Origin of the sequence: Pseudomonas sp. BS3767, assembly GCF_900099665.1 — a bacterium.
GTDB lineage: Bacteria > Pseudomonadota > Gammaproteobacteria > Pseudomonadales > Pseudomonadaceae > Aquipseudomonas > Aquipseudomonas cerasi.
The window spans coordinates 739,169-762,785 of the sequence record NZ_FNCX01000003.1 but is presented as its reverse complement, the minus strand read 5'-3'; the positions used below and the strand labels follow the sequence as shown (position 1 = coordinate 762,785).

General features: G+C 58.9%; 22 protein-coding genes and 2 tRNA genes. 11 read left to right on the top strand and 13 right to left on the bottom strand.

What is annotated here, in order from left to right; all coding sequences use genetic code 11:
- Positions 1-195: 195 nt before the first annotated feature.
- The gene (locus BLR16_RS12660; protein ID WP_003368362.1) at positions 196-915 is read right to left on the bottom strand and encodes a UTRA domain-containing protein; all 720 of its coding nucleotides are present in this window, start codon (positions 913-915) and stop codon (positions 196-198) included.
- Positions 916-1,269: 354 nt separating this feature from the next.
- On the opposite strand from BLR16_RS12660, the gene BLR16_RS12655 reads away from it, so the two are divergent.
- The 6 genes from BLR16_RS12655 (at position 1,270) to BLR16_RS12630 (ending at position 6,617) form a co-directional block, all read left to right on the top strand.
- Entirely contained in the window at positions 1,270-2,337 is a 1,068-nt protein-coding gene (locus tag BLR16_RS12655) for an ABC transporter substrate-binding protein (protein WP_003368360.1), read from the top strand.
- Between the two features lie 78 nt (positions 2,338-2,415).
- On the top strand, positions 2,416-3,222 hold the full coding sequence (locus BLR16_RS12650; protein WP_003430952.1) for an alkaline phosphatase family protein: 807 nt from the start codon (positions 2,416-2,418) through the stop codon (positions 3,220-3,222).
- A complete protein-coding gene (locus BLR16_RS12645; RefSeq protein WP_074807838.1) occupies positions 3,219-4,061 on the top strand; it encodes an ABC transporter permease in 843 nt (280 codons plus the stop codon). The genes BLR16_RS12650 and BLR16_RS12645 overlap by 4 nt, the downstream gene beginning before the upstream one ends.
- Complete coding sequence (locus BLR16_RS12640; protein WP_054080796.1) at positions 4,048-4,845, top strand: ABC transporter permease; 798 nt, start codon at positions 4,048-4,050, stop codon at positions 4,843-4,845. The genes BLR16_RS12645 and BLR16_RS12640 overlap by 14 nt, the downstream gene beginning before the upstream one ends.
- Before the next feature lies 1 nt (position 4,846).
- Entirely contained in the window at positions 4,847-5,836 is a 990-nt protein-coding gene (locus tag BLR16_RS12635; RefSeq protein WP_003430947.1) for an ABC transporter ATP-binding protein, read from the top strand.
- A gap of 127 nt (positions 5,837-5,963) precedes the next feature.
- Positions 5,964-6,617: an HAD family hydrolase gene (locus BLR16_RS12630; RefSeq protein WP_003368346.1), complete on the top strand. Its 654-nt coding sequence runs from the start codon at positions 5,964-5,966 to the stop codon at positions 6,615-6,617.
- 19 nt (positions 6,618-6,636) lie between these two features.
- On the opposite strand, the gene BLR16_RS12625 is transcribed toward BLR16_RS12630, so the two are convergent.
- Positions 6,637-7,599: an NAD(P)H-quinone oxidoreductase gene (locus BLR16_RS12625; protein ID WP_044309986.1), complete on the bottom strand. Its 963-nt coding sequence runs from the start codon at positions 7,597-7,599 to the stop codon at positions 6,637-6,639.
- A gap of 138 nt (positions 7,600-7,737) precedes the next feature.
- Here BLR16_RS12625 and BLR16_RS12620 point away from each other — a divergent pair, with 138 nt between their 5' ends.
- Positions 7,738-9,819 carry a carboxy terminal-processing peptidase gene (locus tag BLR16_RS12620; RefSeq protein WP_003430942.1) on the top strand — a complete coding sequence of 694 codons (2,082 nt, stop codon included), beginning with the start codon at positions 7,738-7,740 and terminating at the stop codon, positions 9,817-9,819.
- A gap of 117 nt (positions 9,820-9,936) precedes the next feature.
- On the top strand, positions 9,937-11,709 hold the full coding sequence (locus BLR16_RS12615; RefSeq protein WP_032609117.1) for a GGDEF domain-containing protein: 1,773 nt from the start codon (positions 9,937-9,939) through the stop codon (positions 11,707-11,709).
- 17 nt (positions 11,710-11,726) lie between these two features.
- Here BLR16_RS12615 and BLR16_RS12610 read toward each other — a convergent pair whose 3' ends face one another.
- The 5 genes from BLR16_RS12610 to BLR16_RS12590 form a co-directional block, all read right to left on the bottom strand.
- The gene (locus BLR16_RS12610) at positions 11,727-12,098 is read right to left on the bottom strand and encodes a hypothetical protein (protein WP_003430937.1); all 372 of its coding nucleotides are present in this window, start codon (positions 12,096-12,098) and stop codon (positions 11,727-11,729) included.
- Positions 12,095-12,436 (bottom strand): helix-turn-helix domain-containing protein, encoded by a 342-nt coding sequence (locus BLR16_RS12605; RefSeq protein WP_003368334.1) that lies wholly within the window; start codon positions 12,434-12,436, stop codon positions 12,095-12,097. Before BLR16_RS12605 ends, BLR16_RS12610 begins: the two co-directional genes overlap by 4 nt.
- Positions 12,437-12,536: 100 nt before the next feature.
- Positions 12,537-12,989 (bottom strand): YkvA family protein, encoded by a 453-nt coding sequence (locus BLR16_RS12600; protein ID WP_003430931.1) that lies wholly within the window; start codon positions 12,987-12,989, stop codon positions 12,537-12,539.
- 366 nt (positions 12,990-13,355) lie between these two features.
- Entirely contained in the window at positions 13,356-14,129 is a 774-nt protein-coding gene (locus BLR16_RS12595) for a BamJ family beta-barrel-assembly machinery protein (RefSeq protein ID WP_003368330.1), read from the bottom strand.
- A 206-nt stretch (positions 14,130-14,335) separates the two neighbouring features.
- Positions 14,336-15,745, bottom strand: a complete 1,410-nt coding sequence (locus BLR16_RS12590; RefSeq protein ID WP_003430930.1) for a DUF4329 domain-containing protein — start codon at positions 15,743-15,745, stop codon at positions 14,336-14,338.
- A gap of 247 nt (positions 15,746-15,992) precedes the next feature.
- Here BLR16_RS12590 and BLR16_RS12585 point away from each other — a divergent pair, with 247 nt between their 5' ends.
- On the top strand, positions 15,993-16,511 hold the full coding sequence (locus BLR16_RS12585) for a cupin domain-containing protein (RefSeq protein ID WP_054080794.1): 519 nt from the start codon (positions 15,993-15,995) through the stop codon (positions 16,509-16,511).
- A 32-nt stretch (positions 16,512-16,543) separates the two neighbouring features.
- Here the strand turns inward: BLR16_RS12585 and BLR16_RS12580 are convergent, their stop codons facing one another.
- The 5 genes from BLR16_RS12580 to BLR16_RS12560 form a co-directional block, all read right to left on the bottom strand.
- On the bottom strand, positions 16,544-16,936 hold the full coding sequence (locus tag BLR16_RS12580) for a VOC family protein (RefSeq protein ID WP_003368327.1): 393 nt from the start codon (positions 16,934-16,936) through the stop codon (positions 16,544-16,546).
- A 56-nt stretch (positions 16,937-16,992) separates the two neighbouring features.
- Positions 16,993-18,183 (bottom strand): CaiB/BaiF CoA transferase family protein, encoded by a 1,191-nt coding sequence (locus BLR16_RS12575; protein WP_092194290.1) that lies wholly within the window; start codon positions 18,181-18,183, stop codon positions 16,993-16,995.
- 125 nt (positions 18,184-18,308) lie between these two features.
- The gene (locus tag BLR16_RS12570; RefSeq protein WP_003368325.1) at positions 18,309-18,704 is read right to left on the bottom strand and encodes a hypothetical protein; all 396 of its coding nucleotides are present in this window, start codon (positions 18,702-18,704) and stop codon (positions 18,309-18,311) included.
- Between the two features lie 362 nt (positions 18,705-19,066).
- Positions 19,067-19,143 (bottom strand) — tRNA-Asp (locus BLR16_RS12565).
- Positions 19,144-19,164: 21 nt separating this feature from the next.
- Positions 19,165-19,240: transfer RNA gene (locus BLR16_RS12560), tRNA-Val, on the bottom strand.
- 171 nt (positions 19,241-19,411) lie between these two features.
- Here BLR16_RS12560 and rdgC point away from each other — a divergent pair.
- Together rdgC and BLR16_RS12550 are read left to right on the top strand one after the other, a co-directional pair.
- Positions 19,412-20,332 carry a recombination-associated protein RdgC gene (rdgC, locus tag BLR16_RS12555; RefSeq protein WP_003317427.1) on the top strand — a complete coding sequence of 307 codons (921 nt, stop codon included), beginning with the start codon at positions 19,412-19,414 and terminating at the stop codon, positions 20,330-20,332.
- Positions 20,333-20,428: 96 nt separating this feature from the next.
- The gene (locus tag BLR16_RS12550; RefSeq protein ID WP_003368323.1) at positions 20,429-21,379 is read left to right on the top strand and encodes a bile acid:sodium symporter family protein; all 951 of its coding nucleotides are present in this window, start codon (positions 20,429-20,431) and stop codon (positions 21,377-21,379) included.
- A 214-nt stretch (positions 21,380-21,593) separates the two neighbouring features.
- On the opposite strand, the gene BLR16_RS12545 is transcribed toward BLR16_RS12550, so the two are convergent.
- Entirely contained in the window at positions 21,594-23,468 is a 1,875-nt protein-coding gene (locus BLR16_RS12545; protein ID WP_054080792.1) for an MFS transporter, read from the bottom strand.
- Positions 23,469-23,617 lie beyond the last annotated feature (149 nt).

Sequence of the window (23,617 nt, the reverse complement as noted above, 5' to 3'; positions counted from 1 at the left end):
GCCACCCCGCCAGCAACAATAGAATAACGCCCATTAATTTTTTTTGTTAATCAAATGCATGCATTATAAAAAACCTATTAAACAGGCTGTACATTGCACACATTCTTATCAACGAAATGAGTATTTATTTATAGAAAACAGCGAACTAACGGTGGCAAAGACCGCGCTTGGGAAGTGGGTTTGCCACACCGCCATTCAGTCGCCGTTCACCTCTGCGCGCACATGAATAGCATCATGACGCCAGTATTCGAGGTCACAGTCGATCAACCGATCTTTCCGATCATAATTGACACGTGCAATGCGCAGGCCCGGGCTACCCAGTGAAACCTTCAGTGCAGCGGCTGCTTCGCTGTGCAGCGCCGTGGGGACCATGTCGAAGCGCACCCGACCGTAATGAATGTCATAGCGGCGGGCGTAGAGTTCACTGAGCGATTCGTTCAGGTCGTGTTCGAGAATGCCGGGGAACAACTCCGGTCTCAGGTAGTGCTCGACATACAGCACCAGACGCTGATCGATCCGTCGCGCGCGACAGATCTGGATCACGCTCGACAGCGCCGGCAGTTCCAGCATTTCGCAGATCATCGCTGAAGCAGGTTGCAGGCGTGCAGACAGAAGCCGGGTGTGCGGCACTCTTCCCTGGGCACAGACCATTGCGTGGAAATGGCTACGCCTGATCAGGTCATAGGCCAGTCGCGGCGGCGAGATGAACCAGCCACGCCGCTCTTCCCGATAGATCAACCCCTGCGCCTCAAGCTGCAACAGCGCTTCACGCAAGGTGATGCGGGTGGTGGCGAATACCTCGCTGAGCTTGCGCTCTGCAGGCAACTTGCTGCCATGCGGCAACAAACCATGTTCGATCTGCTCCTGCAGCGCATGGCAAATGGTTGTTACCGCCCGTGGCACATCTTCGCGCATTCCGGTATCCGTCTGGACTAGACCAGCCCTGTTACGAGGCATACATCAGTGCAGCCAACGCCGTTGACTCCCTTGCCGTGAGCCTAGGCCGGGGACATGACTGTACTGTTACAGGACAAATCACGTTGCATGCCAACTGCGCCGAAAAGAGCCCATAACCCCCTGCCCAACAGGCCCATTGCGATGGTCTACGCTTAGCGCCAGGCACTGCCGGGGCCCGTGAAAAACGCTTTTGTCCGTGCAACACGACACGAAAATGTCATGCAAAAAGCCTAACTTGGCTCAGGTATTGCTGATCTAGACCAAATAATCCGCAACGAACACTTTTCTCAAGAAGTGCACTAGGAGCTCCGAATGAAACATCTTTTGTTGGCATCACTCCTCGGTTCAGCCATGGCAATGAGTTCGCTGGTCATGGCTGCGGACACGGATCTTAAAACGCTGGAGGCTGCGGCCAAGGCTGAAGGCGCGGTCAACAGCCTCGGCATGCCGGATGACTGGGCAAACTGGGGCGGCATCTGGAAAGACCTGGAAGCCAAATATGGCCTCAAGCACATGGACACCGACATGAGTTCGGCCCAGGAGATCGCCAAGTTCGAGGCGGAGAAAGACAACGCCAGCGGTGACATTGGCGACGTAGGCGCAGCGTTCGGCCCTATCGCCACAGCAAAAGGCGTTACCCAGCCTTACAAGCCAACTACCTGGGATCAGATCCCGACCTGGGCCAAGGACAAGGACGGCCACTGGGCGCTGGCCTACACCGGCACCATCGCCTTCATCGTCAACAAAAACCTGCTGCACGGCTCTGAAATCCCGAAAAGCTGGGCTGACCTGAAAACCGGCAAATACAAGGTGTCCATCGGCGACGTGAGCACTGCGGCTCAGGCTGCCAACGGTGTACTGGCAGCGGCCATCGCCATGAAAGGTGACGAAACCAACATCGCACCGGGCCTGGCACTGTTCACCGATCTGGCCAAACAGAAGCGTCTGTCGCTGGCCAACCCGACCATTCAGACCATCGAGAAAGGCGAAATCGAAGTCGGTGTGGTCTGGGACTTCAACGGCCTGAGCTACAAAGCCAAGATGACCAAACCCGATGATTACGTCGTGCTGATCCCTTCGGACGGCTCGGTGATTTCCGGCTACACCACCATCATCAACAAGTATGCCAAACACCCGAACGCCGCCAAGCTGGCGCGTGAATACACCTTCAGCGACGCGGGTCAGATCAATCTGGCCAAGGGCAATGCACGCCCGATTCGCGTAGAGCACATCAAACTGCCTGAAGATGTTCAAGCCAAACTGCTGCCGCAAGACCAGTACAAAAACGCCAAGCCAATCGAGAACGCAGAGGCGTGGGAGAAAACTTCCAAAGCGCTGCCGCAGATGTGGAACGAGCAGGTCATCATCGAGATGAACTGATCCTCTCCTGCGGCTCAGGGATGAAGTCTTGTACTCCGGGCGAGCCAGTCTCGCCCGTTCTTTCAAAGCGAGTCGCCCATGAAACACAACGTCATCCTGATCGTGCTGGACGGCCTCAATTACGAAGTCGCACGCCATGCGATGGGGCACCTGCAAGCCTGGCATGATGCGGGCCGGGCCGCGCTCTACAAGATGGAATGCGAACTGCCCGCCCTCTCACGCCCCCTTTACGAATGCATACTGACCGGTGTCGCGCCCATCGACAGCGGCATCGTGCATAACAACGTCTCGCGCCTGTCGAATCAGCGCAGCATCTTTCACTATGCTCGCGACGCCGGGCTGAGCACTGCAGCAGCGGCCTATCACTGGGTCAGCGAGCTGTACAACCGCACCCCGTTCGACCCGGCACGCGATCGCCATACGGAAGCCACGGATCTGCCGATTCAGCACGGACTGTTCTACTGGGCCGATCACTACCCTGATTCGCACCTGTTCGCCGACGCCGAAAGCCTGCGCCTCGGGCACGCCCCGAACTTTCTGCTGATCCACCCCATGAACATCGACGACGCCGGGCACAAGCACGGCCTCGACACTGCGCAGTACCGCAACAGCGCCCGCAGCGCAGACATCATTCTGGCTGACTACCTGCAACGCTGGCTGGATGCGGGTTATCAAGTGCTGGTGACGGCCGACCACGGCATGAACAATGACCGCTCGCACAACGGGCTGTTGCCGGAAGAGCGTGAGGTGCCGCTGTTCGTCATCGGTGATGCCTTCAGCCTGAATGTCGACGCCGCGCCGCGCCAGATCGATCTGTGCGGCACCGTCTGCGAGCTGCTTGGCGTGCCGCACGACAAACCGGTCTGCCGGGAGATTCTCAATTGACAACCTTTTCCCGAGGCAAGTGGCTGGGGCTGTTGTGCCTGCTGCCCTTCGCCGTATTTTTCATCGCGTTTCAGATCGCACCGCTGCTCTGGGTCGCGATCCACAGCCTGCAAAGCGATGCCGGCTGGGGCTGGGAAAACTTCATCCGGGCGTTCAGCTCGAAGTTCTACCGGCAAGCCATTCAGTACAGCCTGGAGATCAGCTTCTGGTCGAGCCTGTTCGGCATCATCATCTCGATCCTGGGTGCCTATTCGCTGCGCAAGGTGGATTCGCGGCTGCGCGATTTCGTCAACTCGTTCGCCAACATGACCAGCAATTTTGCCGGCGTTCCACTGGCGTTCGCGTTCATCATCCTGCTGGGGTTCAACGGCGCGCTGACCCTGATCCTCAAGCAGACCGGGATCATCGATGACTTCAACCTGTATTCCAAGACCGGACTGATCATCCTTTATACCTACTTCCAGATCCCCCTCGGCGTGCTGCTGCTCTACCCCGCATTCGATGCCGTGCGCGAAGACTGGAACGAGTCGGCAGCGCTGCTGGGGGCCAGCAGCTATCAGTTCTGGCGCTACATCGGCCTGCCGGTGCTGACCCCGGCGCTGCTCGGCACGTTTGTCATTCTGCTGGCCAATGCGCTGGGCGCCTATGCCACGGTCTACGCGCTGACCACCGGCAACTTCAACGTATTGCCGATCCGTATCGCGGCGATGGTCGCGGGGGATATCACGCTGGATCCGAACATGGCCAGCGCGCTGGCCATGATTCTGGTCGGGCTCATGACCCTGGTCACCGTGGTCCATCAGTGGTTGTTGAGAAGGAGCTACCATGTCACGCGTTGAACGAGGGCCTGCGAGCATTTATCACAAGACGGTGGTCTACCTGCTGTTCCTGATCCTGTTGCTGCCACTGGCCGGCACCTTCCTGTACTCGGTCGCGACCAGTTGGTCGGCGACCATTCTGCCCAGCGGCCTGACCTTCAAATGGTACGTGGCGCTGTGGAGCGACCCACGCTTTCTGACGGCGTTCGGCCAATCGTTGCTGGTCTGCGTCGGCGCACTGGTCCTTTCGGTGGTGCTGATTCTGCCCCTGCTGTTCGTCGTGCATTACTACTTTCCGCGCCTCGACGGGCTGATGAACATCCTCATCCTGCTGCCGTTCGCCGTGCCGCCCGTGGTCTCCTCGGTCGGCCTGCTGCAGCTGTATGGCTCAGGCCCCATGGCGATGGTCGGTACACCGTGGATTCTGATTGGCTGTTATTTCACGGTCGCCCTGCCCTTCATGTACCGCGCCATCACCAACAACCTGCAGGCCATCAACCTGACAGACCTGATGGACGCCGCCCAGTTGCTCGGCGCCAGCACCTGGCAGGCGGCGTTCATGGTCGTGCTGCCCAACCTGCGCAAGGGCCTGATGATTGCCCTGCTGCTGTCGTTCTCGTTCCTGTTCGGCGAATTCGTGTTCGCCAACCTGCTGGTCGGCACGCGCTATGAAACCCTGCAGGTCTACCTCAACAACATGCGCAACAGCAGTGGTCACTTCAACAGCGCGCTGGTGATTTCCTATTTCCTCTTCGTGCTGGTGCTGACCTGGGCCGCCAATCGACTGAACAAGGACAAAGACTGAGATGAGTTTTGTCAGTATTGAAAACCTGCAGAAAAGCTACGCCAGCACGTCAGTGTTCAGCGACATCAACTGCAGCATCGCGAAGGGCGAATTCGTTACCTTGCTGGGCCCGTCGGGCTGCGGCAAATCCACGTTATTGCGCTGCATTGCCGGGCTGACCCCGGTCAACAGCGGGCGCATTCTGCTCGATGGCAGCGACCTGGTGCCGCTCACGCCGCAAAAGCGCAACATCGGCATGGTGTTCCAGAGCTATGCGCTGTTTCCCAACATGACCGTCGAGCAAAACGTTGCCTTCGGGCTGCGCATTCAGAAAGTCGGTGCCGACGAGAGCTCAAGGCGTGTTGCCGAGATTCTGCGCATGGTCGAGCTGCACGATTTTGCCACGCGCTACCCGCATCAACTGTCCGGCGGGCAATGCCAGCGTGTGGCGCTGGCGCGCTCGCTGGTCACTCGCCCGCGTCTGCTGTTGCTCGATGAGCCGCTGTCGGCGCTGGACGCGCGGATTCGCAAGAACCTGCGTGAACAGATACGCGCCATTCAGCGCGAGCTGAGCCTGACCACTATTTTCGTGACCCACGACCAGGAAGAGGCACTGACCCTGTCAGACCGTATCTTCCTGATGAACCAGGGCCGGATCGTGCAGAGCGGTGACGCCGAGACACTGTACACCGCGCCGGTGGACGTTTTCGCCGCAGGCTTCATCGGCAACTACAACCTGCTGGAAGCCGACGATGCCACTCGCCTGATGCAGCGCCCGATCAACAGCCGTGTGGCGATCCGCCCTGAGTCGATCCAATTGAGCCTGACGGGCGAACTGGAAGGCGAAGTACGCAGTCACAGTCTGCTCGGCAACGTCATCCGCTACCGGGTCCAGGCGCGTGGCGTAGACCTTGTGGTCGACGTACTGAACCGCAGCGCCGACGACCTGCACCCGGACGGAAGGCGTGTAACACTGAACATTGAACCGTCGGCACTCTGCGCCTTGAACTGAGCGTTGCCTTGAACTGAACGCGCCGTGAACTGAATTCGTTCTGCACGCATAACGCCACGCGCTTGCCGATCAAGACGCCATGCGTGAAGCTGACAGCCGACTCAACAGACTTTTAGGAGAAACGCACATGCCCCTGGCAATTTTCGACCTGGACGAGACCCTGATCGGTGGTGACTGCGCCACGCTCTGGAGCGAGCAGATGGGTCGCCTGGGCTGGGTTGACTCGACGTCGTTCATGCAACGCAACGACGAACTGATGGCCGCCTACAGCGAGGGCAAGCTCGCGATGGAAGACTACATGGCCTTCAGCCTGGAACCCATGGCTGGCCGTACCCCTGAAGAAATCGACCATCTGGTCGGCCCTTGGGTCGAGGACGTCATCGAGCCGATCATCTACAGCGACGCCTGCACATGCATTGCAAAGCACCGCGCCAAGGGTGACCGCATTCTGGTGATCTCGGCGTCGGGCGTGCACTTGGTCAAGCCGATCGCCGAACGCCTCGGGATCGACGAAGTGCTGGGTATCGAACTGGACGTGCAGCACGGCGTCTACAGCGGTGCAACCGTCGGCGTGCTGACCTATCGGGAAGGCAAGATCACGCGCCTGATGGAATGGCTGGATGCCGAGGGGGAAAATCTCGAGGGTGCGAGTTTCTATTCGGATTCGCGCAATGACCTGCCGCTGCTGCTCAAGGTTGACCACCCTAACGTGGTCAACCCCGATGCCGTGTTACTGGAACACGCGCAGAAAGCGGGCTGGCCGGTGCACGACTGGAGCTGAGTCCAGAGGCACCGCCTGATCAGACCAGGCTTTCGTCGATCACCAGCACGATCTTGCCGGACACCGTGTTGGTCGCCAGCTCTTCGAACGCCGCCTCGGCATCCTTGATCGCAAAGGATTTCGCCAGTTGCGGCTTGAGGCGGCCCTCAGTGAACAGCGGCCAGACGTGCTGGCCCAGGTCGCTGAGCAGGTCGGCCTTGAACGTGTCGTCGCGACTGCGCAAGGTCGAACCCATCAGCCGGATACGCTTGCCCAGTACGTGAGCCAGATCCACCTGCGCCTCGCGGCCGCTCATGACGCCGATCAGCACCCAGCGACCGTCCAGGGCCAGCAGTTTGACGTTGAGCTCGGCGTAGCTCGCCCCCACCGGGTCGAGGATGACATTGAACGGTGCAAAGTCGTTCAGGCCTTCAAGGCTTTCGCTGCGTACCACACCGCCCTGAGCACCCAGTTCGACGCAATAGGCCAGACGTTCGGTCGAGCCGACACTGACCCAGACCGGATTGCCAAACGCCTTGCAAAGCTGAATCCCGGCTGAACCAACCCCACTTGCGCCAGCGTGCAGCAAAACCTTCTCGCCAGGCTTGAGCCCGGCGAGCTCGAACAGGTTCAACCACGCAGTGGCATAGACCTCGGGAATGGCGGCCGCCTCGTGCAGCGACAGACCTTCCGGTACCGGCAGCACGTGTCGCCCATCGACCACCACTTCTTCGGCCATCGCCCCGCCCGCCAACAGCGCGCAGACGCGGTCTCCGACCACCCAGGACGTACCCGGACCGACTTCGGCGATTACGCCCGAGCACTCCAGACCCAGCGTCTGAGTGACGCCGGGCGGCGGCGGATACTTGCCTTCGCGCTGTAACAGATCGGCACGATTCAAACCTGCCGCAGCCACTTTGATACGTACCTGCCCCACATCGAGGGCCGGACTCGGCTCCTCGACCCATTCCACATGTCCTTCAACGCCTTGCAATGCCTTCACGGTGCCTCCATAGTGAGTCCAGACTGAGCCCGTGGCTGTTTTGCCCGGGCTTTTGCATTATGCGGCCGGGTCCAAAGGAACCGGCGACCTCAAAGACGGCCTAATATGCGTTATCAATTGTCCTCGCGTCGAATCAGCATGAAGCAATTATTCCCCAGCACTGCCCTCGCACTGTTTGTCGGCCTTAGCGTTTTGCCGATGTCAGCCAGTACCTTTGCCGCAAACAGCTGGGATAATCTTCAGCCGGACCGCGACGAAGTGATTGCCAGTCTCAACGTGGTTGAGCTGCTCAAACGACATCACTACAGCAAGCCGCCCCTGGACGACAAGCGTTCGGCGATTATTTACCAGAGCTACATCAAGCAACTGGACCCCTCGCGCAGCTATTTCATGGCCAGCGACATTGCCGATTTCGACAAATGGCAGTTCCAGTTCGACGACTTCCTGAAAAGCGGCGACCTGAACGCCGGCTTCACCATCTACAAGCGCTATCTGGACCGCGTCAATGCGCGTCTGAATTTTGCGCTGGCCGAGTTGGGCAAGGGCGTCGACAAGCTCGACTTCAATACCAAGGAAACCCTGCTGGTCGACCGCAAGGACGCCGCATGGCCCAAGGATACTGCCGAGCTCGACGAACTGTGGCGCAAGCGCATCAAGGATGAAGTCCTGCGTCTGAAGATTGCAGGCAAGGACCCGGCGAAGATTCAGGAAACCCTGACCAAGCGCTACAAGAATCAGCAGGCGCGTCTGAACCAGACCCGTGCCGAAGATATCTTCCAGGCCTACATCAACACGTTCGCCATGTCCTACGACCCGCACACCAACTACCTGTCACCTGACAGCGCGGAGAACTTCGACATCAACATGAGCCTGTCGCTGGAAGGCATCGGCGCCGTGTTGCAAAGCGACAACGACAACGTGAAGATCGTGCGTCTGGTCCCGGCAGGTCCGGCGGCCAAGACCAAACAGGTCGCTCCGGCCGACAAGATCGTGGCCGTTGCCCAGGGCGACAAGGAAATGGTCGACGTGATCGGCTGGCGTCTCGATGAAGTGGTCAAGCTGATTCGCGGTCCGAAAGGCTCGGTGGTACGCCTGGAGATCATCCCGGCCAGCAATGCACCGAACGACCAGACCAGCAAGATCGTTGCCATTACCCGTGAAGCGGTGAAGCTTGAAGAACAGGCGGCCAAGAAGTCGATCCTGCACCTCAAGCAGGACGGCAAGGATTACAAGCTCGGGGTCATCGACATTCCAGCCTTCTATCTGGACTTCAAGGCCTACCGGGCTGGCGATCCTGAATACAAGAGCACTACCCGTGACGTGAAGAAACTGCTCACCGAATTGCAGGCCGAGAAGGTCGACGGTGTGGTACTGGATCTGCGCAACAACGGTGGTGGTTCGTTGCAGGAAGCCACCGAGCTGACCAGCCTGTTCATCGACAAGGGCCCGACCGTGCTGGTGCGTAATGCCGACGGCAAGGTCGACGTCCTGGAAGACGAAGCCAAGGGCGCGTTCTACAAAGGCCCGATGGCATTGCTGGTCAACCGTCTGTCTGCGTCGGCGTCGGAGATTTTCGCCGGGGCGATGCAGGATTATCACCGCGCGCTGGTGATCGGTGGCCAGACCTTCGGTAAAGGCACCGTGCAGACCATTCAGCCGCTCAATCACGGCGAACTGAAACTGACACTGGCCAAGTTCTATCGGGTTTCCGGTCAGAGCACCCAGCATCAGGGCGTGGTACCGGACATCACGTACCCATCGCTGATCGACACCAAGGAAATCGGCGAGAGCGCGCTGCCCGAAGCCATGCCGTGGGACAGCATCAAACCGGCGATCAAGCCGGCAATCGACCCGTTCAAGCCGTTCCTGGCCCAATTGCAGGCGCGTCATGAAGCACGTTCGGCAAAAGACGCCGAGTTCGTGTTCATCGAGGATCGCCTGGCGCTGGCCAAGAAGCTGATGAACGAGAAGACCGTCAGCCTCAATGAAGCCGACCGTCGTGCCGAGCATGCGTCTATCGAAAGCAAGCAACTTGCGCTGGAAAACACCCGCCGCAAGGCCAAGGGTGAAGAGCCGCTCAAAGAGCTGAAGAAGGAAGATGAAGACGCGCTGCCGGTAGAAGACGAGAAAACCAAACCCGAGGACGATGCCTACCTGGCAGAGACCGGGCGCATTCTCATCGACTATCTGGGTCTGAGTGCGGCTGTCGCGAAAAAGTAACGCAGGCTCATTGATGGCCAGTTAGCCGCAACGTCATCAAACAGTCATGAAGCTGTCGTGAAATACGGGGCTGAACGCGAAAGCGCTCAGCCCTTTTTCATTCTCTCCGAGACGACCATGACCATAACAGAGCAGCTGAGCGCACTGAGTTCCATTCTGGCTCGTGGTGATTTGCACAGCTTGTTCCAACCCATCGTCTCGCTGTCGGAGCACCGGATTCTGGGCTATGAAGCCTTGACCCGCGGCCCGTCCAACAGCGCCCTGCACTCGCCCCTGAATCTGTTCGCCATCGCCCGCCAGGCCGGGCGTTTGAGCGAGCTGGAGTTAAGTTGCCGAGACAGCGCCTGCCGACGTTTCAGTCAGCAGAAGTTGCCGGGCAAGCTGTTTCTCAACGTCTCTCCCGAATCGCTGCTCGAAAGCTCTCATCCTCCGGGTCGGACGCTGGAAATGCTGCGCCGATACCTCATCGCGCCGAAGGACGTGGTCATCGAACTGACCGAGCAGATGCCTACCGACGATTTCGACCTGCTGTACAACGCCTTGCATCACTATCGCGACATGGGCTTCTCCATTGCGCTGGACGATCTCGGTGCCGGTTATTCGAGCTTGCGACTGTGGTCGGAGCTGCGCCCGGACTATGTGAAAATCGATCGGCACTTCATCGACGGCATTCATCAGGATGCGGTGAAGCGCGAGTTCGTCGGCTCCATGCTGCAGATGGCCAAGGCTTCCAGAGCGACGGTGATTGCCGAAGGCATCGAATTGCCCGAAGAGCTGGCGACGCTGAAAGACATGGGCGTGAACCTGGTTCAAGGCTATCTGCTGGCGCGCCCTCAGGAGCGCCCGCCGCGCGACACTCGCGCCATGCTGCCCAGGACAGAGATCGCAGTGACGCCGCTCAACGAAGAAGCGGCCGACCTGTCTGCCCTGCTCAACCCGCAGCCATCGGTCAGCCAGTCAACTCCCACTGCTGAAGTGCTGGAAGCGTTTCGCAGGCAGGCCAACCTCAACTCTTTGGCGGTGCTGGATGACGACGCCCGACCGTGTGGCATCGTCCACCGGCACTCATTGTCCGAGGCCCTGCTCAAGCCCTTCGGCACCGAGCTGTTTGCCCGCAAACCGATCAGCCGTCTGATGAGCAGTGACTTTCTGGCCGTGGAAGTCAGCCAGTCGCTGCAACAGGTCAGCCGGCTGTTGACCAGCCGTGCCCGGCAACGCATCGAGGAGGATTTCATCATCACCTCGAACGGTACCTATCTTGGGCTGGGCCGGGTGATCGACGTGCTCAAGCTGATTACCGAAATGAAGATCCAGCAGGCACGTTACGCCAACCCGCTGACCCTGCTGCCCGGCAACGTCCCGATTCAGCAGTGCCTGACTCGACTGCTGCAGCAAGGCCGCGCATCGATGATCTGCTACGTGGACATCGACAGTTTCAAGCCCTTCAACGACATCTACGGTTATGCCCGTGGCGACGAGGTGCTGCTGTGTCTGGCGCAATGCCTCAACGACCGCATCGATCCGGCCAGGGACTTTGTCGGGCACATCGGCGGAGATGATTTTCTGATGGTGCTGGGCTTTGATGACTGGGAACGACGCCTGAAAAGCCTGCTGGATGATTTTCAGAATCAATGCCGTCGTTTCTACCGCGCAGAACACCTGGAAGCCGGGTGCTTCATCGCCCTCAACCGGCAGGGCCAACGCCAGGAATTCCCCCTGCTGTCGCTGTCGATTGGGGTGGTGCACCTGCATGAAGAAAGCTGCACGTTGGTCGATGCCAGCCAACTGGCCGACCTCGCTTCACAGGCCAAGCACTTCGCCAAGGATGTCGCCGGCGCAAGCATTCACGTCATAGACTCGACGCGGCTGGATTTGTTGATGCAGGCGTGAGGGCCGGTGCCATTCCCCTACTGCGCTTCAACTTCCGGATAACTGTATTCGAACACCCGAACCACTTCCGAGGCGTGCCATGAGGCTGCCGCGACGCCGTCCGAAGGTCCGGAGAAACGGCCCAGGCGTTCGGCACACTCGAAAAAACCAGGACGCGGCAGGCGGCTTGCGCCCTGGCTGATGACCAGCGAACTGCGCAAGGGCTGTTCAGCGCGGGCATCCATGGCGGCGAGGTGCTCAAGAGCCGCCGTCAGGGTCTGCATCGCCGGACTGGGCAGTTGCAAGCGTTCCACCAGCGCGCGATAGGTCAGCAAATGCCGTTGGCGACGGGCCAGATCGAGCTCATTGAGCAGCCCGTCCCAATGCTGACGACTGATGCGCACGCTCACGACTCACCTCGCCAGCCCGGCACCCCAAGCTCCCACGCCAGGCTGCGCTTGATCGCGCCGTCCGGCTCACGAGTACCGTTCTCGATCAATTCCAGATAGGACGGGCTGATCCCGACGGTACGCGCCAGGCTCGCCGCTTCAAGGCCCTTGGCCTCGCGCAGTGCACGCAACTCATCGAACCCTGGAAGCTCACCGGCGGTAGTGCCGGAAGTCGATACAGCTGGCTCGCTGGACGGTTTGCCGGCCAGTCCGGCAGCCTTGAGCAGCGCTTGATACTGCGCCCAGGGCAGCACTGCATATTCAGGCTCCCCGTCACGGGATATCACTTGAAGATCCATAGAGTCACCTTGTACTACACGACCGCATACTGATCAGGCCTGATCCATAGGCAGGCATCTTAACAGCGGAACGCCAGGGCTGGTGTTCAATCCGTGAGACTTACACCTTACCCCGCTCTTGCTCCAGCAGTGCCTGAGTCTTCGGCAGTTGCTCGACCACGATGAGTTTCTCGGGCGATTGCTGCGCCCGCCATGCACGAAAGGCATCCAGTTCATTGCTCAAGTGCTTGGTAACCCATGCAAGCACGGCGATGTCATCGAGCATGCCGAGGCCGGGTATCCAGTCGGGGATCGCATCCAGCGGGCTGAGGAAGTACATCAGACCGGCGACGATGGACAGAATCGCTTTGGGGCTGATGCTGCGGTATTCGCCCCGCCAGTAAGCCAGGCACAAGGCCTGCAGCAAACGCAGGTCTTCCTTGAGCTTGCCGAGACGATTACCTTCACTGTTGCCCTTGCGCGCGACAGCGAACAATAGCCCTGGCAATCGCCCGGCTGCCAGCAGACGCCGGGCTCCGGGCAGATAACGGATAAAATTCCACGGTGCTTTCATACCCACTCCCGCTCAGCAAAATGTCGTTCGATAAAAGCAGATCCGCTGGACCTGTCTGGCCAAAGCCAGAAGGTTATCCACAATAATTGTGGATAACCTTGTGAACAGTGGCTTTTTTCCAGCCTCAACCCCCCGTTTTCGGGGGGCCACAGTCAAATCGGGCGTTTTTTACTCACAAAAAAACTACAAACGTGTGAACCCGATACCCTCTATGAGACGAGTGCCTTGATCCTGCCGGACTGTCGGACAATGCTTTTGCATGCATCCATGGTAGTGGGACTGCCCGAATGGCCAAGCGTTCGGGAAATAAGCCGGACACAAAAACGCCCTGTCGAGACAGGGCGTTTTCTGTAGCCAGGTAGAGCGTTACTTCTTGGCCGGAGCCGAAGCGGCAGGGGCTGCCTCTTCTTCTTCGTCGGCATCAGCACCTGCAGTCGGTGCCGCTGCAGGGTCTTTGATACCCAGCAGTTCGAGATCGAACACCAGTACCGAGTTGGCCGGGATCGCCGGGCTCGGGCTCTGTGCGCCGTAAGCCAGATCACTCGGGATGAAGAGTTTGATCTTCTCGCCGACGTGCATCAGTTGCAGGCCTTCGACCCAACCCGGAATCACACCGCCAACAGGCAGGTCGATCGGGCTGCCGCGCTCAACGGAACTGTCGAAGACCTTGCCGTCGATCAGCTTGCCTTCGTAGTGAACAGTCACAACATCGGTAGGCTTGGGCTGAGGGCCGTCGGCTTTCTTGATGATCTGATACTGCAGGCCGGAAGCGGTGGTGACCACGCCGTCCTTCTTACCGTTCTCTTCGAGGAATTTCTTGCCAGCGGCAGAAGCCTCTTCGCTCATCTTCGCCAGACGCTCTTCGGAACGCTTTTGCAGCGCGGAGAAGGCTTCAACCAGCTCTTCGTCCTTGAGTTTCTGATCTTTCTTGCCGACAGCGTCTTCGATACCCAGGGCTACAGCCTTGGAATCCAGATCATCCATACCTTCCTGAGCCAGGCTTTTGCCCATGTTCAGACCGATGCCATAAGACGCTTTTTGTGCTGGGGTTTTCAGCTCAACGGTGCTGGCTTGCTTGTCACAACCTGCGAGTACCAGACCGACCAGGGCAATCGCCGCTGCCAACCGATGCTGTTTCATGCTAATTCCTTGTTCATGCGCCAAAAGGGCAAACGAGTAAAGCCGCGAGCTTATCAGGCCGCCGCGATCAATGGCTACCGGCATGAGAGGGAGAAAACGCCGATAAGTTCAGGTATCCAAAGGTTTTCCCGGATCTGTACCGCATTGTTCAGTTGCAGTTCAGTTTGTGATTCGCGACGGCAAGGCGCCGGCACGCTGCACAGGGCTCAGGCCACCGGACTGATCACACCGGCATCGGGCCAGCGTTCACTGGTCTGCAGCACGCGCAGATGCCCGGCCCGCGCCACCCGAAGGACGAAATCCTGCACGCTGAGGGTGCCGGCCGCGAGTTGCGCCTGAATGGACCCGGCCCCCGAATAGACACGCGATACGCTTTGCAACAGTTGAAACTCCTCGTCGGACTGGCTGGGTGTGTAACAAAGCAGTGCGCCGTCGGCTGCCGAGAAATAAACGGCGGACATTTCGAAACCATAGCGAATCGGCACGCCTTTGCGGCGCTGGGCCGGTTTGTGCCGATAGCTGAACATCCGATGCAGGTCATCCGGCTTGAAGAAATCGTTCATCACTTCACGCCCACCCTCGACGGCCAGATTGGCTGAACAGAAATACATACCGTCCACACGATAGCCGTCAGGTAATGCAGGCCGGTAATACGCATCGGGATGGAACGCCGAACACGGCGCATACACTGGCATGCCGTCATCGAGCATCGGCTCGGCAATCCGATAGGCTCGGGTGACCGGATTGAACAGAAGAAAACCGATGATCTGTGAATGAATACGACTGCCGATACGGCCATGTGCGTAACGTGCAGCCTCGTCGGCGCTGTCGAACGGCGCGCTGAGGCTCAAAGATCGGGGCGGCCATTGCACGTCGCAGCTTGCGGGCGATTTGACCGGCGCCGCGCGAGCAGCGGTTGCGTCAGGATATGGGTGCCAGTCGGCCAGCACTTTGCCAGCCCGTCCCCACAGGAGGCTGGGCACTATCACGCGCAGATCCCCGGCACCGGCCAGCAGACGAACCACATCACTGGGCATCATGCTGAGGTTCTGCAACGCCTGGTGGATCTGGCTGAGTTCACACAGGTGCGGCATGCTCGGCGGACCGGAGACGCGCGCAAACAAGGCGTCTTCGGCGGCAGAGCGAGACAGTGTGTATTTGATCAGGGAACCGTCAGGCCCGGAAAGATAGGTCGCCGAACACACCTTCTGATCATCGATCACTGCGTAAATGTCGCCGACTGAAAGGCTGTTCGGGTAAGTAACCTTCTCACTCTCCGGCCACTCGTCGAGCCCGGCCTGCAGTGACGGGTGAGAATGGTAGACCGCATAGTCGTCATGCCCATGCGGGTAGAGCACATAACCTTCCTGCTCGTTGCGCGGGAAGACTTCATTGGGATCGAAGCTGAACTGGCTGCCATTCATGGGTTCGGTCGCGATGTATTTGCCATCCCTGCGAACCAGAATGAAACCGCCGTATTCGCGATCACGCCGGTCGCCGATCCGCTCATGAGCATAACGCGCCGCATCATCAGGATGATCGAACGGCGCGCTGAGCGTCGGCATATCGGGGTGGTGATCGATGGATCGCTTGAAGAGTCTTTTTCTGGGGTGCATGCACGGTTCCTTGAAAGCCTGACTGATTGAGCCATGAGCGTAAGGAAACCCGAGACAGCGAGTGACATAGATGAATATGACGTTATGTGGATCGGCCAGCGCCGAACAACATGAAATTAAAGATAATTTTTAAGCGTTCTGGGATGTGCTTCGATCCGCGGCGTGGGCGAATCGGCCCAGACCCTGCGTCGACCATCGCGACTGGCGACCAGGGCTTACGCAGTTTGTCGTGCTCAGGAACATTTTTATGCAACCGACCACTCGTTTTCGCTCAACGCGCTCGACAGCTCGCCAATTGGCAAGCCTGGCCTTGATCGCCACAGCAGCCCTGTTGCCGGTCAGCGCAGCCTATGCCGCCAAGAAGCCGCCGTTGGTTGTCACTGAGGGCATCAAGGCCTACCGCCTGTGCACAGGCCCCGACAATCTGTCACACGTTATCGTGGGTTCGATCGATCAAAAAGCCATGACCGATGTCAGCACCCTGCACTTCAAGGAAACCCCGGCGCACTCCACCTATGACTGGCATCCGGCACCCGAAGAGCAGTACGTGATCACCCTGTCCGGCACTCTGGAATTTTCCACCACCGGCGGCGAGAACTTTGTCCTGCACCCCGGAGAAGTGTTGCTGGCGCAGGACACCACCGGCCCTGGCCATCGCTGGAAACTGATCGACGACCAGCCGTGGCGACGCGCGTACATCATCACCAAGCCAGGTGACAAAGGCGCGTTCGTGCCGAAAGACGGAGCGCCTGCGAAGGGCTGCTGATGCAGTGATGCAGCCGCCCTCATAGAGTGCGATTAAATCGACACATCCGCCGCTGGCTCGGAAATTTCGATCAGGTTCAGATCCGGATCACGCACATACACCGACCAGATCGGCCCGGTAGCACCGGTGCGCTCGACCGGGCCTTCGACGATCGGCCAGTCCTGCTCCTGCAGGTGCACAATCACCTGCTCCAGCGGGATGGTGGCGATGAAACACAGATCCAGCGCACCCGGAACCGGCAAATGGGCCTTGGGCTCGAACTCCTTGCCGCGTTCATGGACATTGATTTTCTGATTGCCGAAGCGGAATGCCAGACGCCCCTGACGAAAGCGTTCAGGGGTCATCCCCAGAACGCGTACGTAAAAGTCCTTGCAGGCGTCGATATCGGCAGTGGTCAGTACCAGGTGGTCCAGATGATCAATCACGGGATCAGCTCCGTTTGAAATAGAGTTCTTTTTTACGACAACGGCCACGTTTCGGATCAGATAATGCCAAGCCGACGCCATTCGGCACGTGTAGCAGCGTCTATACCATGCGCTTCAAGCACGGCATCGGTGTGTTGACCGAGTGTTGGCGCGGACGATGTTACCTGACCCGGCGTGGCTTGAAGTTTAGGCACAATCCCCGGAAGGGTGACGGGTGTTCCGTCGTCCAGCGTGCCCTGCAACAGCATGTCCCGCGCCTGATAATGCGGGTCACTGGCAATGTCGGCAGCGTCGTAAATCTTGCCTGCCGGAATGCGTGCTTCGTTGAGCGCCGCAAGGACTTCGTCCATCGAGCGTTCGGCGGTCCAGGTCGAAATGGCCGCATCGATGCGCGCAACGTGCCTGACCCGCCCGTCGTTATGCTGAAGTTCGGGGTCGCTGGCCAGGTCCATGCGGCCGATCTTTTCCATCAGGCGCCGGAAGATGCTGTCGCCATTACCCGCGATCAGCGCGTACTTGCCGTCATTGCAGCGGTAGGCATTGCTCGGAGCGATGCCAGGCAGACTGCTGCCAGCCGGCTCGCGGACAGTATCGAATACCGAATACTCGGGAATCAGACTTTCCATCATGTTGAACACTGACTCGTACAACGCGACATCTATCTGCTGCCCCTCGCCACCGTTCTGCTCGCGGTGACGAAGCGCCAGCAGAACGCCGATCACACCGTGCAGCGCAGACAGCGAATCGCAAATCGATACGCCGACACGTACTGGTGTGCGCCCTGCCTCACCGGACAGATGACGCAAACCGCCCATCGCCTCGCCGATCACGCCAAAACCCGGCCGGTCGCGATACGGGCCGGTCTGCCCGTAGCCAGAGACACGCAGCATGATCAGTTTCGGATTGAGGGCGTGCAGCGCTTCCCAGCTCAACCCCCAGCCCTCAAGTGTGCCGGGGCGGAAGTTCTCGACCAGTACATCGGCATCCCGGATCAGCCGCCGTACCATTTCCTGCGCCTGAGGCTGGCGCAGATCGAGGGTCACGGACTGTTTGTTGCGGGACTGCACCGCCCACCAGACGGACGTGCCGTTATGCAGCAAACGCCATTTGCGCAGGGGGTCCCCGGTCAGCGGCGGCTCGACCTTGATGACCTCGGCACCGAACTCGGCGAGAATCTTCGCCGCGAACGGCCCGGCAATGAGCTGACCCAGCTCCACCACCTTGATGCCCTGAAGAGGCAGGCTCATGACACGTCCTTTCTTGTTGGGAGGTGGAGGAATGATCTGCGCAAATGCGCTGGATGGAAAGCCGGACGGTGCGCTGCCAGATCGGACCGCCGTAAAAAACCCCGCACCAGGCGGGGTTCATTGAATCAATTACTGCAGGCCAACTGGAAACTCATCGAGGCATCACCCGAGGCTCCCCGTTTGCCGACCATAAGCCCCAATACATTGACCTGCTCTGTTGTTGCAGCGCCGCCCAACTTGGCGTGCCCGTAGAACAGCCGCTCATGATCACTGGTATCGATGGAAGATACCGAGCAAAAACCTGGAGACTTTTCAAACTGCCCTTCCTTGAAGAGCACTTTATAAGTCGCGAAGTAGTCTTTCTGACTGCTGTAACTTACAGACTTGATCCACGGCGAAGACTGAGCAACGACATTGCCGTGCTGGTCGATGGTTGCGGTGTGCAGTGCTGGCGTGGCCAGCGCGCCCGCAGAGAGGATCAAGGCTGTGGTGCCTGCAAGCAGTTTAAAACGATTTTTCATAGTTATCCCTTAACTCACTACCGTATCAGACCGCCTCGATTCGGCGGTCGGCTTGGATTAATTATTCTGGGTAATCAAGAGCACTCCTGATGCCTGAATACCCGATCAACCCATGCAGCTAATACCAGCAAAGAGGATAAATCAAGCGTTCACCGGAGCTAACTAACAAGCCTGGTTTTAACTTCAATATTTAAGGAAATTACTTACATTCGCGAAGAGTAATTCTTACAGAACTTCAATAGAACTGCCGCAGGGGCATTGCACGAGGAGGGTTGGGATTTCCAGACGACAGAAAGCAAAAAGCCCGCACTAGGCGGGCTTTCTGTTTGCTTCAAGGAGTTCAAGGGCCTTGAAGCGGAATATGGCGCAGCGGACGGGACTCGAACCCGCGACCCCCGGCGTGACAGGCCGGTATTCTAACCGACTGAACTACCGCTGCGCGTAACACTAAAAGCGAGTTTGGTGGGTGATGACGGGATCGAACCGCCGACCCGCTGCTTGTAAGGCAGCTGCTCTCCCAGCTGAGCTAATCACCCTTCACTCTCGGTGTGGCGCGCATTCTACGGAGCGACCTGTACTCTGGCAAGCACTTTTTCAAATAATTTTTATAATCCTTCCAAAGGCTTACAAACGCTCTGTACAGGGTTGGCCCCAGCGGCTGAGGAGCGAATAATGCCCGCCTTTGTATAGAAAGAGAGATTCACCTCATGTGGTTCAAAAACCTGCTTGTCTATCGCCTGACCCAGGACGTGCCTTTTGATGCCGAAGCGCTGGAGACAGCACTGGCGACCAAGCCGGCGCGCGCCTGCGCCAGCCAGGAGGTAGCCACCTATGGTTTCGTCGCTCCTTTCGGCAAGGGCGAAGACGCTCCATTGGTACACATCAGTCAGGACTTCATGCTGATCGCCGCACGCAAGGAAGAACGCATTCTGCCGGGCAGCGTCGTGCGTGACGCGCTCAAGGAAAAGGTCGACGAGATCGAAGCCGAGCAGATGCGCAAGGTCTACAAGAAGGAACGTGATCAGCTCAAGGATGAAATCATCCAGGCTTTCCTGCCGCGCGCCTTTATCCGCCGCTCCGCCACCTTCGCCGCCATCGCGCCGAAACAGGGCCTGATCCTGGTCAATGCCTCCAGCCCGAAACGCGCCGAAGACCTGTTGTCCACTCTGCGCGAAGTCATCGGCTCGCTGCCGGTACGTCCGCTGACGGTCAAGGTTTCACCGAGTGCGACCATGACCGACTGGGTCAAGACCCAGAAAGCAGCCGACAACTTCTTCGTGCTGGACGAGTGCGAGCTGCGCGACACCCATGAAGATGGCGGTATCGTGCGCTGCAAGCGTCAGGACCTGACCGGCGACGAAATCCAGCTGCACCTGAGCACAGGCAAGGTCGTGACCCAGCTGTCGCTGGCCTGGCAGGACAAATTGTCGTTCGTGCTGGACGATAAACTGGTGGTCAAGCGTCTGAAGTTCGAGGACCTGCTGCAGGATCAGGCCGAACAGGACGGTGGTGACGAAGCGTTGGGGCAACTGGACGCCAGCTTCACGCTGATGATGCTGACCTTCGGCGAGTTCCTGCCGGAGCTGTTCGAGGCACTGGGCGGCGAAGAGATTCCGCAAGGCATCTGATACGCGCTTTTGCAACATTGCCGCTCGAAACACCGCGCCGTCTCGTCAGACGGCGCATTCATTTCATCCCGGTTATTCAACAAGAAGGAGCAGGCCATGCGTGCGTTGGCAGCCTTGAGTCGTTTTGTCGGCAACACGTTTGCCTACTGGGTTTTGTTGTTTGCCATTCTGGCATTTCTGTTTCCGCAGGTTTTCATCGGCCTGAAAAGCTGGATCGTGCCGCTGCTGGGGCTGGTCATGTTCGGCATGGGCCTGACCCTGAAACTTGACGACTTCTCCGAAGTGGCGCGTAACCCGTGGCGAGTGGCGCTGGGTGTGATCGCGCACTTTGTAATCATGCCCGGTGTAGCCTGGTTGCTGTGCCAGGTGTTTCAACTGCCGCCGGAGATCGCCGTGGGCGTGATTCTGGTCGGTTGCTGCCCGAGCGGCACTTCATCCAACGTCATGGCCTGGCTGGCAAAGGGTGATCTGGCGCTGGCGGTGGCAATCGCTGCGGTCACTACCCTGCTCGCCCCGCTGCTGACCCCGACCCTGATCTGGTTCCTCGCTTCGGCGTGGCTGCCGGTGTCTTTCCTCGATATGTTCTGGTCGATCCTGCAACTGGTCATGCTGCCGATTGTGCTCGGTGTGGTTGCACAGCGCCTGTTGGGTGCGCGGGTCAGCTATGCCGTGGACGTGCTGCCGCTGGTCTCGGTGGTCAGTATTGTGATGATCGTCTGCGCCGTAGTCGCCGCCAGCCAGGCGAAAATCGCTGAATCCGGCCTCCTGATCATGGCGGTGGTGATTCTGCACAACACGTTCGGTTTTCTGTTGGGTTATTTCACTGGCAAGGTTTTCAAGCTGCCATTGGCGCAACGCAAGTCGCTGGCGTTGGAGGTCGGCATGCAGAACTCGGGGCTGGGCGCTGCGCTGGCGAGTGCTCATTTCTCGCCGCTGGCGGCGGTGCCAAGTGCGCTGTTCAGTGTCTGGCACAATATTTCCGGGGCGTTGCTGTCGACGTATTTCAGGAAGATGCCGGAGGAAGAGAATACGTCCAGGCCGCAGTGACGCTTTGCTTCATACAGCTGTTCTGTGACATCAGGCGGATTGGGGTTCAGGCTCGACTATCGTTCCCACGCTCCGCGTGGGAACGCCGTTCGTGACGCTCCGCGTCACACGGCGGTTCTGTGACATCAGGTGGATGTGGGTTCCGGCTCAGGTCACCTTTGGCTATCGTGCCAACGCGAAGTGGTTGGCACGTCAGTCGTACGGAGCGCCGACGCTACTGCACTTTCCCTCTCAGTGCTTTCACTTCTTCGCGCACGTCCACGGGGGTTGCCACGTCTGCTGCAATGGGCGAGCCGGCAACCAGCACGACGCGAGACCACAGGCGGCGAAACAGGGTCTTGCTCGGGTCGCGGCTGAAGAAGCTGCCCCACAGGCCTTGCAGTGCCAGTGGAATGACCGGTACCGGGGTTTCCTGAATGATGCGGCTCATGCCGTTCTTGAAGCCGTTGATTTCGCCGTCGGTGGTCAGTTTGCCTTCCGGGAAGATGCACACCAGTTCGCCTTCTGCGAGGTACTGGGCGATGCGTTTGAACGATTTCTCGTAGATGTCCATGTCTTCGTTACGCCCGGCAATGGGGATGGTCCCTGCAGTGCGAAAGATGAAGTTAAGCACGGGCAGTTGGTAGATCTTGTAGTACATGACAAAGCGGATCGGGCGCCTCACTGCGCCGGCAATCAGCAATGCATCGACAAAGGACACATGGTTGCAGACCAGCAGCGCCGCGCCTTCGTCAGGGATACGGTCCAGATTGCGGTGTTCGACGCGGTACATGGAATGGCCAAGCAGCCAGATCATGAAGCGCATGGTGAACTCGGGGACGATCTTGAAGATGTAGATATTGACCGCGATGTTCATCACCGACACGGCCAGAAACAGCTGCGGGATCGACAGTTTGGCAACGCTCAGCAGCAGGATCGAGACAATCGCCGAGACCACCATGAACAGCGCGTTGAGAATGTTGTTGGCGGCGATGACGCGCGAGCGCTCTTTTACCGGCGTGCGCGACTGGATCAAGGCGTAGAGCGGCACGATATAAAAGCCGCCGAAGATGCCGATACCGAGAATGTCGAACAGCACCAGCCAGCCCTGCCCGGAAGACAGCACCGCCAGCCAGTCGTTGGCCTGCACGTTCTGCGGGAAACCGCCCGAATGCCACCACAGCAGCAGGCCGAAAATCGTCAGGCCCATCGAGCCGAACGGCACCAGCCCGATCTCGACCTTATGCCCGGACAAGCGCTCGCAGAGCAGCGAGCCCAGCGCGATGCCGATGGAGAACACGGTCAGAATCAGGGTAACGACCGTTTCGTCGCCGTACATCCATTCCTTGGCATAGGCCGGGATCTGCGTCAGGTAGATCGCCCCCACGAACCAGAACCACGAGTTGCCGACAATCGAGCGCGAAACCGCAGGCGTTTGCCCCAGCCCCATGCGCAAGGTCGCCCATGACTGGGTGAAGATGTTCCAGTTGAGCTTCATCTCCGGCGAGGCGGCATCGGCGCGCGGGATACCGAAGCTGGCCAGGAACCCCAGGCAGGCGACCAGCACGATGGCAGCCGCCACCACCCAGGCATAGTGCGAAGAAGACATCATCACACCCGCGCTGATGGTGCCGGCCAGAATCGCCAGAAAGGTGCCCATCTCGACCAGCGCGTTGCCGCCGACCAGTTCGCTCTCGCGCAGGTGCTGGGGCAGAATCGAATACTTGACCGGTCCGAACAGCGCCGAATGCGTGCCCATGGCGAACAGCGCGGCGAGCATCAACTCCAGATGATTGAACAGAAAACCTGCGGCACCGACCGCCATGATGACGATCTCTCCGAACTTGATGATCCGGATCAACTTGTCCTTGGGGTACTTCTCGCCGAACTGCCCTGCCAGCGCCGAGAACAGAAAGAACGGCAGGATGAACAGCAAAGCGCACAGATTGACGTAGATCGAACGATCCCCGTCGATGCTCAACTTGTAAAGGATGGCAAGGATCAATGACTGCTTGAAGATATTGTCATTGAACGCCCCAAGGGACTGCGTAATGAAAAACGGCAGGAAACGGCGTTTCCCGAGCAGGCTGAATTGTGACTGTTGGCTCATCGTCCGTGGTCCTGAGAGGCTGGGGTGAACTGACGCAGCGGCCAATCCGAGGCACATTGAAGACGTAACGCTGACGAATGTCGATAGGACATTTCTTTTTACAAAACCTGTGTCGCTTTTTTTATCACCTCGGGCTTGGTTGGGGCAGC